At 70.2% G+C, this 12,603-nt stretch carries 15 protein-coding genes and 1 riboswitch; of the genes, 2 read left to right on the top strand and 13 right to left on the bottom strand.

Features of this window, described 5'->3' with window-relative positions; genetic code table 11:
- Positions 1-543 precede the first annotated feature (543 nt).
- Positions 544-1,878, top strand: coding sequence for a hypothetical protein (locus AC5R91_RS30650; RefSeq protein ID WP_495394764.1), 1,335 nt, complete (start codon positions 544-546; stop codon positions 1,876-1,878).
- Positions 1,879-2,076: 198 nt separating this feature from the next.
- Here the strand turns inward: AC5R91_RS30650 and AC5R91_RS30645 are convergent, their stop codons facing one another.
- The 3 genes from AC5R91_RS30645 to AC5R91_RS30635 all read right to left on the bottom strand — a co-directional run bounded on the left by AC5R91_RS30645 (position 2,077) and on the right by AC5R91_RS30635 (position 4,311).
- Positions 2,077-2,430 (bottom strand): hypothetical protein, encoded by a 354-nt coding sequence (locus AC5R91_RS30645; protein ID WP_495394763.1) that lies wholly within the window; start codon positions 2,428-2,430, stop codon positions 2,077-2,079.
- A 375-nt stretch (positions 2,431-2,805) separates the two neighbouring features.
- Positions 2,806-3,498, bottom strand: a complete 693-nt coding sequence (locus AC5R91_RS30640) for a Clp protease N-terminal domain-containing protein (RefSeq protein WP_495394762.1) — start codon at positions 3,496-3,498, stop codon at positions 2,806-2,808.
- A gap of 132 nt (positions 3,499-3,630) precedes the next feature.
- Positions 3,631-4,311, bottom strand: coding sequence for an NAD(P)-dependent oxidoreductase (locus AC5R91_RS30635; protein ID WP_495398090.1), 681 nt, complete (start codon positions 4,309-4,311; stop codon positions 3,631-3,633).
- A 133-nt stretch (positions 4,312-4,444) separates the two neighbouring features.
- Here AC5R91_RS30635 and AC5R91_RS30630 point away from each other — a divergent pair, with 133 nt between their 5' ends.
- On the top strand, positions 4,445-4,879 hold the full coding sequence (locus AC5R91_RS30630; RefSeq protein WP_495394761.1) for a winged helix-turn-helix transcriptional regulator: 435 nt from the start codon (positions 4,445-4,447) through the stop codon (positions 4,877-4,879).
- A 425-nt stretch (positions 4,880-5,304) separates the two neighbouring features.
- On the opposite strand, the gene AC5R91_RS30625 is transcribed toward AC5R91_RS30630, so the two are convergent.
- From AC5R91_RS30625 to AC5R91_RS30580, 10 genes are all read right to left on the bottom strand, one after another.
- The gene (locus tag AC5R91_RS30625) at positions 5,305-6,378 is read right to left on the bottom strand and encodes an LLM class flavin-dependent oxidoreductase (RefSeq protein WP_495394760.1); all 1,074 of its coding nucleotides are present in this window, start codon (positions 6,376-6,378) and stop codon (positions 5,305-5,307) included.
- The gene (locus AC5R91_RS30620) at positions 6,375-6,773 is read right to left on the bottom strand and encodes a hypothetical protein (protein ID WP_495394759.1); all 399 of its coding nucleotides are present in this window, start codon (positions 6,771-6,773) and stop codon (positions 6,375-6,377) included. The genes AC5R91_RS30625 and AC5R91_RS30620 overlap by 4 nt, the downstream gene beginning before the upstream one ends.
- 337 nt (positions 6,774-7,110) lie before the next feature.
- On the bottom strand, positions 7,111-7,725 hold the full coding sequence (locus tag AC5R91_RS30615) for a TMEM175 family protein (RefSeq protein WP_495394758.1): 615 nt from the start codon (positions 7,723-7,725) through the stop codon (positions 7,111-7,113).
- A 221-nt stretch (positions 7,726-7,946) separates the two neighbouring features.
- Positions 7,947-8,654, bottom strand: coding sequence for a metal-dependent hydrolase (locus tag AC5R91_RS30610; RefSeq protein ID WP_495394757.1), 708 nt, complete (start codon positions 8,652-8,654; stop codon positions 7,947-7,949).
- 210 nt (positions 8,655-8,864) lie between these two features.
- Complete coding sequence (locus tag AC5R91_RS30605; RefSeq protein WP_495394756.1) at positions 8,865-9,860, bottom strand: aldo/keto reductase; 996 nt, start codon at positions 9,858-9,860, stop codon at positions 8,865-8,867.
- Positions 9,861-10,078: 218 nt separating this feature from the next.
- Positions 10,079-10,480 (bottom strand): type II toxin-antitoxin system VapC family toxin, encoded by a 402-nt coding sequence (locus AC5R91_RS30600; RefSeq protein ID WP_495394755.1) that lies wholly within the window; start codon positions 10,478-10,480, stop codon positions 10,079-10,081.
- Positions 10,477-10,722 (bottom strand): hypothetical protein, encoded by a 246-nt coding sequence (locus tag AC5R91_RS30595; protein ID WP_495394754.1) that lies wholly within the window; start codon positions 10,720-10,722, stop codon positions 10,477-10,479. The genes AC5R91_RS30600 and AC5R91_RS30595 overlap by 4 nt, the downstream gene beginning before the upstream one ends.
- A 196-nt stretch (positions 10,723-10,918) precedes the next feature.
- Positions 10,919-11,134 carry a flavodoxin gene (locus tag AC5R91_RS30590; protein WP_495394753.1) on the bottom strand — a complete coding sequence of 72 codons (216 nt, stop codon included), beginning with the start codon at positions 11,132-11,134 and terminating at the stop codon, positions 10,919-10,921.
- A gap of 51 nt (positions 11,135-11,185) precedes the next feature.
- Complete coding sequence (locus AC5R91_RS30585) at positions 11,186-11,527, bottom strand: immunity protein CdiI family protein (protein WP_495394752.1); 342 nt, start codon at positions 11,525-11,527, stop codon at positions 11,186-11,188.
- A gap of 128 nt (positions 11,528-11,655) precedes the next feature.
- Entirely contained in the window at positions 11,656-12,117 is a 462-nt protein-coding gene (locus AC5R91_RS30580) for a flavodoxin family protein (RefSeq protein ID WP_495394751.1), read from the bottom strand.
- Positions 12,118-12,247: 130 nt separating this feature from the next.
- Positions 12,248-12,360, top strand: a riboswitch (SAM riboswitch).
- Positions 12,361-12,603 lie beyond the last annotated feature (243 nt).

Raw genomic sequence — 12,603 nt, 5'->3', positions numbered from 1 at the left:
GGCGGTGGCCGACCCGGTTGGCCCGATCGGACCGGACGGCCGGTCCTCCGGCCGTGGCTGGCCGGGCGAGCGCGGCTGGCCGAGCGTTCGTGGCTGATCGAGCGTTCGTGGCCGATCGGACGTTCGTGGCTGATCGGACGTTCGTGGCTGATCGGACGTTCGTGGCTGGCCGGGCAGCCCCGACGGTGGGTCGGCCAGCAGGGTGCCCGCCCGGCGGTCCGCCGCTGCCGAGCGTCTGGGCGACACTCCTGCGGCGCGGCGCGCTTCGCGTTCCGGGTCGTGTCCGTACTCAGCCATCCACGCTCCCCTCAGAACTGCCGGTCTGCCCGTCTCCTGTCCGTTCGCCCCCTTCGTATCCCGGCAACCTGGGCATTTCCTGTCAGGCGGACCTGGCGACCGCGACGACGAGGCCGACTTTCGGCATCCAGAGAACTACGCAGCGAAGTCATTCCCCGCAGGTGCGGGTTGAGCCGTCGGCGCCCGGCCGAGTCCGCCGGCAGCCGAGGGCGCGCCGGTCGACAGGTCGACAGATAGGTTGTCCGCGTGCACGACCAGGGCACGACCTCCACGGACGTCCGGGCGGCCGTCCTGTCCGCCGCCGTCATCGGGGGCATGGCCGGAGCAGCCCTCGGCGCTCATCGAGGACGACGCGGGGTCGGCGTGGGCGGCCTCACGGGAGCGGTCGCGCTGGCGGCCTCCGAGGCGGTGGCCCGTGCTCGGCAGCGGCCGGGCGAACTACCCGCCCTGTGGCAGCGGATAGCGACCAGCGCGGCGCTCGTCGCCCCCGCCGGGTGGGCGGCCGGGCTGTTGGCCGGCGCCGGCCCCGTCACGGTGGGCGCGGCGACCGGAGGCGTCGGCGGCCTGCTGGGGCTGCGGCCGCAGAAGGTGCTGCTCGGGCCGCTGTTCGGAGCGGCGGTGGGCACGGCGCTCGCGGCACGCGGGCGCCCGGTACCGCCGGCGGCGGCAGCCAGCATCACGATGGCGGCCTACCGGAGTGTCTCGCCGCTGGTCTTCCGCGATCCGCAGGTGAGTCTGCTCGCCGAACGGGTCCCCGCGCAGCGGCTGCCCTTCGTCGTGCCCCGGCAGTCGCGCTCCCGCCGGGTCGGCACCGGCTACGTCCGGGAGCTGGCCGAGGAGCTCGGCGGCCACTACGTCGCCGATGCCGTCGACGTGGGGATCGTCGCCTCCCTGGACGACCTGGCCGGCCCGGATCTCGACCCCGCCGACGTGGATCCGCTGGTCCGCGAGTTCTACGAGCACACCACCCGGTTCACCCTCGACATCGTGCCGCGGTGGCGGCTGTGGGTGCGCCCCGGCTACCTGTTGTATCGAACCGCGCTGGCGCGCCCGCTCGGGCAGGCGAACGTGCCCATGAACCAGCGTGACACCCAGCGCGGCATCCGCAGCCGCATCGACACCATCACCACGCCGGGCACCACGCCGGGCACCACACCGGGCACCACACCGGGCACCGAGGCGGTGGCGGTCCGCGGCTGGATCCGCTCGTTCGCCGATACCGACGAGCCCATCTACGTCGGCATCTACACCACCTACCGGCACCGCGACCGCGGTTACGTCAGCGTCGGCTTTCCACTGCCCCAGGCGAGTTTCACGGCGACGCTCCTGCCCCGCGGCCGGGCCGACGGCGGGCTGACCCTGACCAGCCGGAGCGATCAGGAGCACCCCGGCCACTACCTTGCCTATCGCGACCCGACGGACGGCAGCCTCACTGCCCTGGCGGTCCACGGGTTCGCCGAGGAACTCGACGTCCACCGGGACGAGGACGAGCTATGCGCGGAACACTCGTTCTTTCTTTTCGGCATCCCCTTCCTCGTCCTCCATTACCGCATCACCCGCAAACAGCCGACCCCGAGGTGAGGGCCGCAGTACCAGTCGCGGTCCGCCAGGACGACGCACAGCCGATCGGCAGTCTGCTGGACGTCGGCGATCCCCTGCGCCGCGTCCATGACGAGCTCGAACGCCTCGTCGTCGACGAGGTCGGTGGTGGAGCCGATGCCATCCTGATACCAAACCGGGGCCCGGGCCGTGAGAACCCGAGCCCCGGTGCCGTGCGAGCTACCCGGCCGCGATCTGCGTGACGGTCTTCAGGTCCGCGCTGACGAGGTACTTCACCGTGACGCCGGCCTTGGTTCCGACCACCAGGTAGGACCCGTCGGAGTTCTTCACCACGCTGGTGACCGCGACCGACGAGTCCTTGGCCTTGAGCGCCGCGGTCACGTTCGCCAGCTCACCCGCCGACAACGACGTGTTGACCGCCGTGGCCAGGCCGGGCGCGGAGTTCCCGCCCGTTCCCGCCTGGACGCCGGCGGACAGTCCCGTGGTTGCGCTCGCCATCGTCGCACCACCGAAAACAAGCCCCGCGGTGGCGGCGATGGTCGTGAAGGCGAGGCCGATCTTCTTAGCGGACATGTTCCTGGCTCTCCTTCGCGCGAGGCGGGCCGACAGCCGGCCCGCCCAGTTCTCCACACATTCCTTCGACGACCCGCCCGTTTACCTCTGGTCGACCCCGCGCATGGTTCCGGGAATTCCCGCCCACATTCACGAGCTTTTCCGACTTCCGGCGAGACGTTGCGAGTGCGTCGAGATGAAAGCTACCCACGGGCCGGCCGGTCCCAGCTCCGGAACGCCTGTCGTCAGGCCGATAGTTTGTGGATTACCCGGCTTCCGGCCAGGTCGAGGAGGGTGCCGTTGCCAGGCTCACACTCCGGCGGGCATCGCGACATTCAGGCATTCCCGGGCGGCGACGGCGAAAAGGTGTCGTGCGTCCCACGCGGCGTGCCGCGGCTACTCCGGTGAGGTGGCCGGCGGTGGGGTCTGGCCGCCGGGCCGCAGCTTGGTGATCAACCGGGCGCGTTCCGCGAGCAGGGCCCGCTCGCGTGCACGCATCGCGGTCGCGGCGGCGAAGTCACCCTCGTCGATGGCGGCGTCCTTCGCCGCCTGGGCCTGGCCGAGCTGCTCGGCGAGCTCACGAGCCCGCGCGTTGGCGCCGGTGACGGCGTCCCGGCGCGGCGAGTACATCACCTCGGACAGCGGGACTTCCCCCCTGGCGGCGATGGCGGCGAGCACTCGGTGGCCGGCTTCCTCGGGGTCGACGCCGTGACGAGCGAGGATGTCGGCGGCGACGCCCTGGTCCTCGCCCAGCAGCCCGAGCAGAAGATGGCCAGGGCCGATGAACGTGTGCTGGAGCCGCTGAGCCGCCTGCAGCGACTTCTCCAGGACCAGCTTCGCGCGCGGGGTGAACGGGATCTGCCGTGCTGACGTGTGCTCGCTCGCACCCACGGCCGCCGCGACCGCCGACCGGCCCGCCGCCAGCGTGAGTCCGAACGCACCCAGGACGGCGTCCGCCGGCGCGGTGTCCTCGTGAAGCAGGCCGAGCAGGACATGCTCCACGCCGATCCGGTCGTGGCCGAGCGACCTGGACTCCTCCTGCGCGTGGACGACGGCCCGCCGGGCACCGTCGCTGAATCTCTCGAACATCGGACCCTCCTCGGGTTCCCGTCCGCTCGACACCGCTGCAGCCGACCCCATCATCGATCACGTCGGGCAGCAGCCGCAGGCGATTCAGCACGAACGTCGCGCCGTGGGCCGGGCCCTCGACTCCGTCGACCGCTACTCGATGATCTCCTTAACCGTGGGCAGGACGGCCACCTGGGTCTGGTGCAGGGTCGGGGTCTCGGCCTGATCCGCCACAGCCCGCGCGAGCTGGCCGTAGCCGAGTGCGCCCCCGGCGAGGCGGCGGTCGAGCGGCAGTTCGGCGAGCACGTAGCCCGCCGCATCCGCCACGCCGTCGACCTGCAACCCGGCCGGTGGGGTGATGATCAACCAGTCGAGGCCGGACGCGCGGCGGCGCAGCGCGGGCAGCTCACGCGCGTGCGCGCGCGCGAAAGGCAACAGCCACGGCGGAAAGACGCCGGGATCGTCCATCACCGTTGCGCCGTCGTCCAGGGTCAGCGTGGCGAACAACCCAATCGTGATCAACCGGGTGGCCGGCGACGTCCGCGCGGCGCCGACGACACCGGCGACGATGTGTTCGTAGAACGCCTCGTCAAAGCCGTCGAACGAGGGCGGCGGCGCCGAGAAGGGCGTCACCGCGACCACGATGATGTCGGCGTCACGCAGAACGTCGACGAGGTCGGCGCCGCGGGTCGCATCCCCCTCGGCCACCTCGACACCGAGATCTCCCAACGACCGGTGCCGCCCGGCGTCACGTACCACGCCGGTCACCCGATGCCCCCGGGTGACGAACTCCCGGCTGACGGCGCGTCCCGCGCGACCACCGGCACCGAGCACGACGACCCGCGCCGGTGTTTCCGATCGAGATACCGCCTGGGCGGCTCGTGCTCCTGGGCTGTTTTCCGTCATGGCGGCCAAGCTAGAACGCGGTAGGCCGGTTACCGCAACGTGACCGGTTACCGTTGGCGGTGTGGAGAAAGCGGCCGACGCCCCGACCTTCGACCCGGCCTGCCCGATGAGCGCCTTCCCGGTGCAGATCGGCGACAAGTGGACCGCGATGGTCGTCCTGTGCCTCGAGGCCCGGCCGCGGCGGTTCTCCGAGCTCAGGCAGCTCCTCGGCGCGGTGAGCGCGAAGGTCCTGACCGACACCCTGCGCGCGATGGAACGCGACGGCCTGCTGACCAGAAGCGTCTTCAACGAGAATCCGCCCCGGGTGGAGTACCAGCTGACCGCCCTCGGCCGGACGTTGCTGCACCTGGTCGAGGCGGCCCGGAACTGGGCCCGGGACAACCTCGACGACCTGCTCTCGGCCCGCCGGCGGCACGACGAAATACCTTTCCTGGATGGGACGCCCTCACCCTTCCGCGTAGAGATCCGGGGGGCCGACAGGCATGATGTCCGGTGACTTCGCGGCGGTCGTCGCAAGCGCGCGCTGATGCCCGCGACACTGAAGCAGACGAGTCGAGCGGTCGCTGCGCCAGGGCGGTCCTGGGCGCTGAACAAATCCCGGGTCCTTCTGACCAAGCCGACCTGACGGCACGATGGGAGACGCGCCACGGGCCGGCGGATCAGTAACCTCGCGGGATGAGCCGCCCCCGCACGACGGTCACGCTCACCGCGGATCTCGTGATCGTGACGATCCGAGCCGGACGACTCTGCGTGCTGACAGTCGAGCGGGGAAACGAGCCGTTCGCCGGCATGCCGGCGTTGCCTGGCGGTTTTCTGCGAGGCCGCGAGAGTCTGGATGAGACCGCGCCGCAGCCGGCCCAGCCGGCCGGCCGTGCCACCGTGGTCTGCCGTCAGTCGGTCGTCGGCGACGCCGCAGCCGGGTCACCCGGGCGTCCTGAGCAGGGGCAACAGCTGGTTGCCCTGACGCTCGATCTCCTGTAGGTAGGGCGTGTCCGACAGGACGAAGTGGGTGATCCCCAGGTCGGCGTACCGGCTCAGGGACTTCGCGACGTCCGCCGCCGAGCCGACCAGCCAGGTCGTGCCGGCGCCCTCGCCGCCGATCCGACCCGGCGCGGTGTAGAGGTTGTCGTCCAGGACCTCACCGCGCGTCTGCAGGTCGAGCAGGCGCCGCTGGCCGACGGCGTGGAAGCGGCCGCGGCCTTCGGGGAGGTCATCCTGGCGGGCAGCCAGGTCGGCGACCTTGGCCTCGGCATCGGCCCAGGCCTGCGCGGTGGTGTCGCGGACGACCGTGGTGACGCGCAGCCCGAACTCCAGCGGCGGGTGCTCGCGGCCCAGCTTCTCGCTCAGCTCCCGCAGGCGCGCGACGCGTTCGGCGATGCCGTCGAGCGGCTCACCCCAGAAGAGCTGCACGTCCGCCTCCGCGGCCGCGACCCGTTCCGCCGCGTCGGAGGCCCCGCCGAAGTAGAGCTTCGGGTGAGGCCGGCCCGGGCGCGCCTGGACCCGGAGACCGAGGGTCGAGTCGGTCACCTGGAAGTGCTCGCCACGGTGGGTGACGTCCTGTTCGGTCCACAGCCGGCGGACCAGTCGCATGAACTCGCCGGTGCGGGCGTAGCGCTGCGCCTGGCCCGCGTCGCTGTCGCCGTACGCCGCGAGCTCGTCCCGGCCCGAGACGATGTTGACCCGCACCCGCCCGCCCGACAGATGGTCGAGGGTGGCCGCGGCGGCGGCGAAGTGCGCCGGGCCCCAGTAGCCGGGACGCACGGCGATGAGCGGCTCGAAGCTGGCCGTACGCGCCACCAGGGCCGTGGCGACGGTGAAGGTGTCCGGCCGGCTCCATCCGGCGCCGAGCAGCGCTCCCCGCCAGCCGTGCCGCTCGATCGCGACGGCCTGCCGGGTCAGCGTGTCGAGACTGTTGTGGCCCGCCGCCGTGTCGTCGCCGCGGTGCCCGGGCCGGACCTCGTTCGGGATGTACCAGAGGAACTCCGCCGCGGTCATCCGCGGTCTCCCGCCTTCACCTCGGCGGACGGCTCGGGCGCCGGTCGGCCGCTCGCGGTGTGCACCAGCGAACCGGTAATCGTCTGGGGGTTCGTGAACAGGGCAAGCAGCGGGTACTCCGCCTCGACGGACTGCGCCCGCAGCACCGCCGGACCCGAGAAGGTGCCCGCGGCGATCGCGCCCTCGCGGGCCAGCACGGCCGCGCGCTTGTGGACGAGAAACTCCCGCAGGCCGGGGCGCGCGGCACCCGAGGTGGACCCGTCCCGCGCAGTGCCGTGACTGCCGCCGGTGACATGGCTGTCGCGGTTGCCGTCGCCCGGCGCCGTGCTGACCGTGGCGGGCTGCCCGGCGGCAGGGCCGGGCTCGCCGGCCGTCGAGGTATCGGTCGTCGGCATGACGTTTCCCTCCAGGAACAGTGGTGCCCTCATGCCACACCACGCGGCCGCGCGTACGCAACATCACGCCATGCGTCCGTAACACATGAACAACAATCTGGGCGCGTTCTCGGCAGCGGTTTCAGGGCGCATGCGCTGTCCTGCGGACAACCGCCACGTCCGCCGGCGGGTGATCGCCGGTTGGACCGCTGGTGGAGGTAAAGCCGGTCGTCGAGCCGCAGCACCGGGCCACGATCACCCGGGCAGGCGCAGCGTTCCGGAATGCCGCGCGGCGAATACCGGGAAAGCCTGTCCTATCTGGCAGGCCGGTCGTGATGGTCCTGGCGCCGCGGGGCCGTCAGTCCGGGGAGCCGAAATCGCGGACGGCGCGGCCGATGCGGCGGTCGGGGACGACCCAGATCAGCGCGACGATGGTGTAGCAGGCGCTTGCGATGATCACGCCGAGCCTGCCGTCGGTGTCGACGAACTGCGCGGACAGCATGCCGAAGAGATAGAACAGCGGCGAGATCTTGCCCTTGAGATCCCATCCGACGGCCTGTCTGAGCGGGGAGTCGGGGCCGTGCGCCCGGATGACCACCCATTGGAGCACGACGTAGGCAAAGGCCGCCGCCAGCAGGTTCAGCCCGAACAGGACGACCGGGAAGCGTGCGTAGTCCGACTCGTCGGTCCAGGTGGTCGTGAACGGGAGCAGCGACAGGCAGAACAGCAGGCCGAGGTTCGCCCAGAGCACGCCACCGGTCACCCGGCGGGCCAACTGGAACATGTGATGGTGGTTGTTCCAGTAGATCCCGACGTACACGAAGCTGAGAAGGTAGCTGAGCAGGCCCTTCCCGGTGGTGTGCCGCAGGTCCGCGAACGTGTGCCCCTCGGGGACCTTCAGCTCGAGCACCATGATCGTGATGATGATGGCCAGCACACCGTCACTGAACGCCTCCAGGCGACTGGTCCTCACCGGACTGTCCCGTCAGCGCCCTGACGGACCATCCTCGTGGGCGCGGCTGCCCTCGTTACCCCTGTCCACATACCGCTATAAGAGCATCTCCCCTGGCCAGGACCACCACGGCGATCCGCAGACCGCGGCCGAAGTCGTCGCCGGTCCCGGTCGACCGACCCGACCGACCCGACCGACCGTGCATTGGGCAGGGCGGACGGGTGAGCGCGGTCGGACAGGCATCAGCGCAACCGGTGGGACAGGAGGCCGCCGTCCAGCGCGTGGACCGTCAGGATGACGATGACGCCGGCCAACACAGGCACCACCACCAGGCGTTCGGCCCTCCCGTCGGTGCGGGGGACCAGGACGATCTCCATCCGCCAGTTCACCGGCCAGAGCAGGAGGCAGCCTCGGGGGGTCAGGCAGTCACCGATCAGGTGCGCGAGGCACCCCAGGACAACCGGGTAGGCGACGAAGCTCATGTCCAGGCCGTGCATCAGATAGACGGCGACCCCGGCCGTCACGCAGTCCTTCAGACCCGACCAGAACTCGTGCCCCTCGAAGTCCAGGCCAAGGCCGCGCAGCCCGAAGCCGACGAGGACGAACAGTGCCGCCCACCAGCCATACCGTGAATGGTCCGCCAACAGGCTCATCGCAACGCCCATGGCGAGCGCGAAAAGCAGGGAGTGGGTGGCGTGCCGATGGCCGCCGCTGGCCCGGCTCACCCATCGGCACATCGTCCGGGTGACCGGGCCGAGGGTGTTCGCGATCCGGCCGTTGGGATGGTCGACGTCGGGCAGCAGGCCCGCACCCGCGGCCACCACCCCGCCGGCGATCACCTGATGGGACGACAACGACAGCGCGTAGGTCCCCAGCCAGTCCTCCCGGCCCAGGAAGGGCACGACGGCCAGCCAGAGCGCCGCACCGCTCAGCGCGTGTGTCCGCCCCATCACCGCTGACAAACCTCATTGATCGGCATTCGGCGGACTCTAGCGTGACGATCCACCGGGCCACGCCGGGCGTGCCCGACCGGTCACTCGGGCAGCAGGCTGGCCGCGACCGTCACCCCGAACTCCCAGCCGACCTCTGGCCTTCACCCCGGGGGATCGCTCCAATGTGGCAGGGACCAGATCGGCGGTTGACGCAGAGGGCGGTCTTCGCTACCAGGCGAAGTGCTCGGGGGCCGTCCGATAGCCCGGGAAAATCTCGTCCAGCCGGGCGAGCGACTTCTCGTCCAGGTGGACGTCGAGGGCCCGGACGGCGTCGTCAAGATGCTGCTGGATGCGCGGACCGACGATCGGCGCGGTGACGGCCGGCTGGTGCAGCAGCCAGGCGAGCGCGATGTCGCCGGGCTCGTGGCCGAGCTCGGCGGCGAAGTCCTCGTAGGCCTCGATCTGGGGGCGTCTGGCCTCCAGGGTCTGCGCGGCACGCCCTTCGAGACGCCGCCTGCTCTCGCGCTCCTTGCGCAGCACGCCACCGAGCAGCCCGCTCTGCAGCGGCGACCACGGCAGCAGGCCCACGCCGTAGTGCTGCGCGGCGGGCAGCACCTCCAGCTCGACCTCGCGGGTGAGGAGGTTGTAGATCGGCTGCTCGCTGACCAGGCCGAACGTCCCGCGCTGGGCCGCGGCGGCCTGCGCCTGGGCGATGTGCCAGCCCGCGAAGTTGCTGCTGCCGACGTAGAGGATCTTTCCGGCCGCGATGGCGACGTCGACGGCCTGCCAGATCTCATCCCACGGGGTGGCGCGGTCGACGTGGTGGAACTGGTAAAGATCGATGTAGTCGGTCTGCAGGCGGGTCAGGCTCGCGTCCAGGGCACGGCGGATGTTGAGCGCCGACAGCCTGCCCTCGTTGGGCCACTCCCCCATGGCGCCGTAGACCTTGGTGGCCAGCACCGTGCGCTCCCGGCGCCCGCCGCCCTGCGCGAACCAGCGACCGATGATCGACTCGGTGTAGCCCGTGCCCTCGCCCAGGCCCGACACGCCTGCCGAACGCAGGCCATAGACGTTGGCCGTGTCGAAGAAGTTGATGCCGTACCCGTGCGCCGAATCCATGATCTTATGGGAGTCGTCCTCGCTGGTCAGGGGGCCGAAGTTCATCGTGCCGAGGCACAGACGCGAGACGGACAGACCGGAACGACCGAGGTGGGTGAACTGCATTTCGGGCGACGTCCTCTCCGATTAGGGATGAGCCGGCGCCGCGCTCAGGTGGGGCGATGGACCGGCATCATCGAGTCTGCGTCTTCGAGCGTGCTCCAGGTCAAGCCGGCCGAGCACCACCCATGACGCAGCCAGACCCCACCTCGGTCAGAACCAGGGTCGGAACGATCAATGGACCCGAATGTGGGCGGTTCACCAGGGAACCTTGCCTGCTTCTGCTACCGGGTGACGACGACCGTCGCGCGGTGTCCGGCAGCGTTCTTGAGCTTGGTGTCGCCTGTGAGCAGGTCGCAGCCGAGTGCTTCGGCGAGCGCGATGTAGGCGGCGTCGTAGGCGCCGAGGTTGTGCCGCAGCTGCCACATCCGGGGGTGGTAGGGCCAGACCGGATGACGGGTGATCCGCAGGCGCGCGTAGTCAGCCAGCATCTGCTCGCCGCGATGAGCAGTGATCTTCTTTCCGGCGGCAAGCCCGCGGACTGTTGACGCGACCTCGACGTCGAGATGGTGCGGGGCGTGCAGTGTCCGCGGGGCGGACAGGCGCTGCCGGAGCACCTCGTCGCCATCGCGGACCGACAGCACATCGATGACGAGCGAGCAGTCGACCACGTACGTGACGGTCAACGCCGCCCCTCGTCGCGCGCCGCGAGGATGTCGTCCATGGTGAGCCCCACCGGTTCCCTGTCGCGGGCCATGCGGGCGATGACCTCGGCGTTGGTCTCCGTGGCCGCGTCGGCATCCATCAGGTCCCGCAAGTACCCGGACAACGACTGACCAAGCGATCGGGCACGCTCGCGGAGGACCGCGAGCGTGGTCGGATCGACATCGCGCACCTGGATGATGCCCCCGTCGACAGACTCGCTCATATGTCCACGCTACCACGATTCATGCATCACGCATGAATCGTCGCGTCAGCCTCGCCAGGAGCGTTCGTGGGCACCTCACGACACCTCCGCCGCTCGCGCGCTGTCCCGCCAGATCCGCCGCACCCCGAGGCGGTCCGAGCGGCTAGCCATTGGACCTGGACACGCGGGTGGAGCCCCGAGTCCTGCCCCGTCCAGATCACGTGAGCATCAGGCTTGCCGCGGCCGTCGCCCCGAGCTCCCAGCAAGCTTCGCGCGCAGCGGCGTCCATCTCGCCGACGATCGACAGCGGCTCTCGCAGTCGCTTCCACTTCAGGCCGGTGGCGATGGTCTCGACCCCCCGGATCGCACCGGTCGTGTCGCTGCCACCGTGCACGTACAGCGCGTACGGCCGTCCTACAGAGGCTTCGAGCACGGGATAGTAGATCTGGTCGCAGAAATGCGCCGAACCCTGGTCAGGAAGAAGTCACTTTCGGCGACGGCTGGTCCGGCTCGAAGCGTTCAGTGTGGTGACGCGCTGTCGTAGCTCATCGAAGAACACGACCTCGTAAGAAGGCCCCAGCTCCCGCGCTACGCGGATTGCCAGAGCGTAGCCTCGCTTGTTCCAGTCGGCCCGGACCTGTTCGCTCGGCCAGCTGTAGCCGTTGGCGATCAGTACGCGGGTGTAGTCGGCCGACCACAGGTCGAGCTCGTCACGCAGCACATCGGTCAGCGGCAGCTCCTCGGGCGACGGCATCCCGCCTTCCTCGCTGACCCACAACGGAAAAGCGTAGTAGTCGGCCATCACCTTCACCCGCCGCACAGCCATGGTTGATCATAACGCCGAGATCAGTTCTGAGCCCGGGAGACGCACACCGCCGAACGCTGCGGCGTCAGCGGCAGTCCGCCCGTCAGAAACATCTGCCATCCGCCGCCCCGAGTCGCCGCTGCGGGCACCTACATCACAAGACTCGCCGCCGCTGTCGCGCCGAGCTCCCAGCAGGCTTCCCGGGCGGCCGGGTCCAGGGCTCCGATGACGGTGACCGGATCACGCAGCCGCTTCCAGCGCAGGCCGGTCGCGATCGACTCCACAGCATGCACGGCTCCTGTCGTGTCGTTATTCCCGTGGACATACAAGGCGTACGGATGACCAACCGTAGCGCTAAGACACGGATAGTAGACAGTGTCGAAGAAGTGTTTCAGAGCCCCTGACATGTAGCCGATGTTGGCGGGCGTCCCCAGCAGGTAGCCGTCGGCGGCGAGCACGTCGGCCGGCGTCGCGGCCAGCGCCGGCCGAACCTGGACGTCCACTCCCTCGATCATCTCGTTCCTGGCGCCGGCCAGCACTGCTTCCAACATCGCTTGCAGGGACGGCGAGGGCGTGTGGTGGACGATCAAGAGGGTCGGCATCGCGGCCATGCTACGGCCCTCGGCGGCCACCCGGCCCTGACAGCCCGTCGCGACCAGGGAATACCCAACCTTTTGTCTAGACAAAGTCGACTTGACGGGCTACGTTCGTCCGGGTCAGCCACTGACTGAAGATCACAACTGTCACGAGTGCCGACGTCCAGCCCCGGCTTGTTGGCCGGCAACCCTCCACCGCGAAGGGGTGCCCCGGGTGAGGACACGGCCGCATCCAGTGGATGCGGCAAAACGCGGGCCCGGTCTCCTGGCCCTCGGCCGAGGGAGCGACGACATGCTGGGAGCGACTCGCCACGCGGGTGGCCGCTCCACGACCGCCGGTCGCGTCCCGGGTACGACCCCCGTGCCCGGCCCGCGGATTCACCGGTCACCACAGGTACGGCTTACCCGCCGCCTGTCGATCGACCTGCGTCGTTCATCCAGCTGTCTCTGTTCGCCGGCCTGACGCCCCCCGCCGGCCGGCTCCTGGCGGCCCCGCCGCCC

It is taken from the genome of Frankia sp. BMG5.60 (assembly GCF_059428125.1).
The sequence above is the reverse complement of the archived record's forward strand: the minus strand, read 5'-3'. Positions and strand labels throughout refer to the sequence as shown.

Bases quoted from the DNA above. Each gene is read 5' to 3' on its own strand.
- AC5R91_RS30595 (WP_495394754.1), bottom strand. From the start codon at position 10,722: ATGAGCGAGTCTGTCGACGGGGGCATCATCCAGGTGCGCGATGTCGAT.
- AC5R91_RS30645 (WP_495394763.1), bottom strand. From the start codon at position 2,430: ATGTCCGCTAAGAAGATCGGCCTCGCCTTCACGACCATCGCCGCCACC.
- AC5R91_RS30610 (WP_495394757.1), bottom strand. From the start codon at position 8,654: ATGGGGCGGACACACGCGCTGAGCGGTGCGGCGCTCTGGCTGGCCGTC.
- AC5R91_RS30605 (WP_495394756.1), bottom strand. From the start codon at position 9,860: ATGCAGTTCACCCACCTCGGTCGTTCCGGTCTGTCCGTCTCGCGTCTG.
- AC5R91_RS30585 (WP_495394752.1), bottom strand. From the start codon at position 11,527: ATGGCTGTGCGGCGGGTGAAGGTGATGGCCGACTACTACGCTTTTCCG.
- AC5R91_RS30640 (WP_495394762.1), bottom strand. From the start codon at position 3,498: ATGTTCGAGAGATTCAGCGACGGTGCCCGGCGGGCCGTCGTCCACGCG.
- AC5R91_RS30625 (WP_495394760.1), bottom strand. From the start codon at position 6,378: ATGACCGCGGCGGAGTTCCTCTGGTACATCCCGAACGAGGTCCGGCCC.
- AC5R91_RS30580 (WP_495394751.1), bottom strand. From the start codon at position 12,117: ATGGCCGCGATGCCGACCCTCTTGATCGTCCACCACACGCCCTCGCCG.
- AC5R91_RS30620 (WP_495394759.1), bottom strand. From the start codon at position 6,773: ATGCCGACGACCGATACCTCGACGGCCGGCGAGCCCGGCCCTGCCGCC.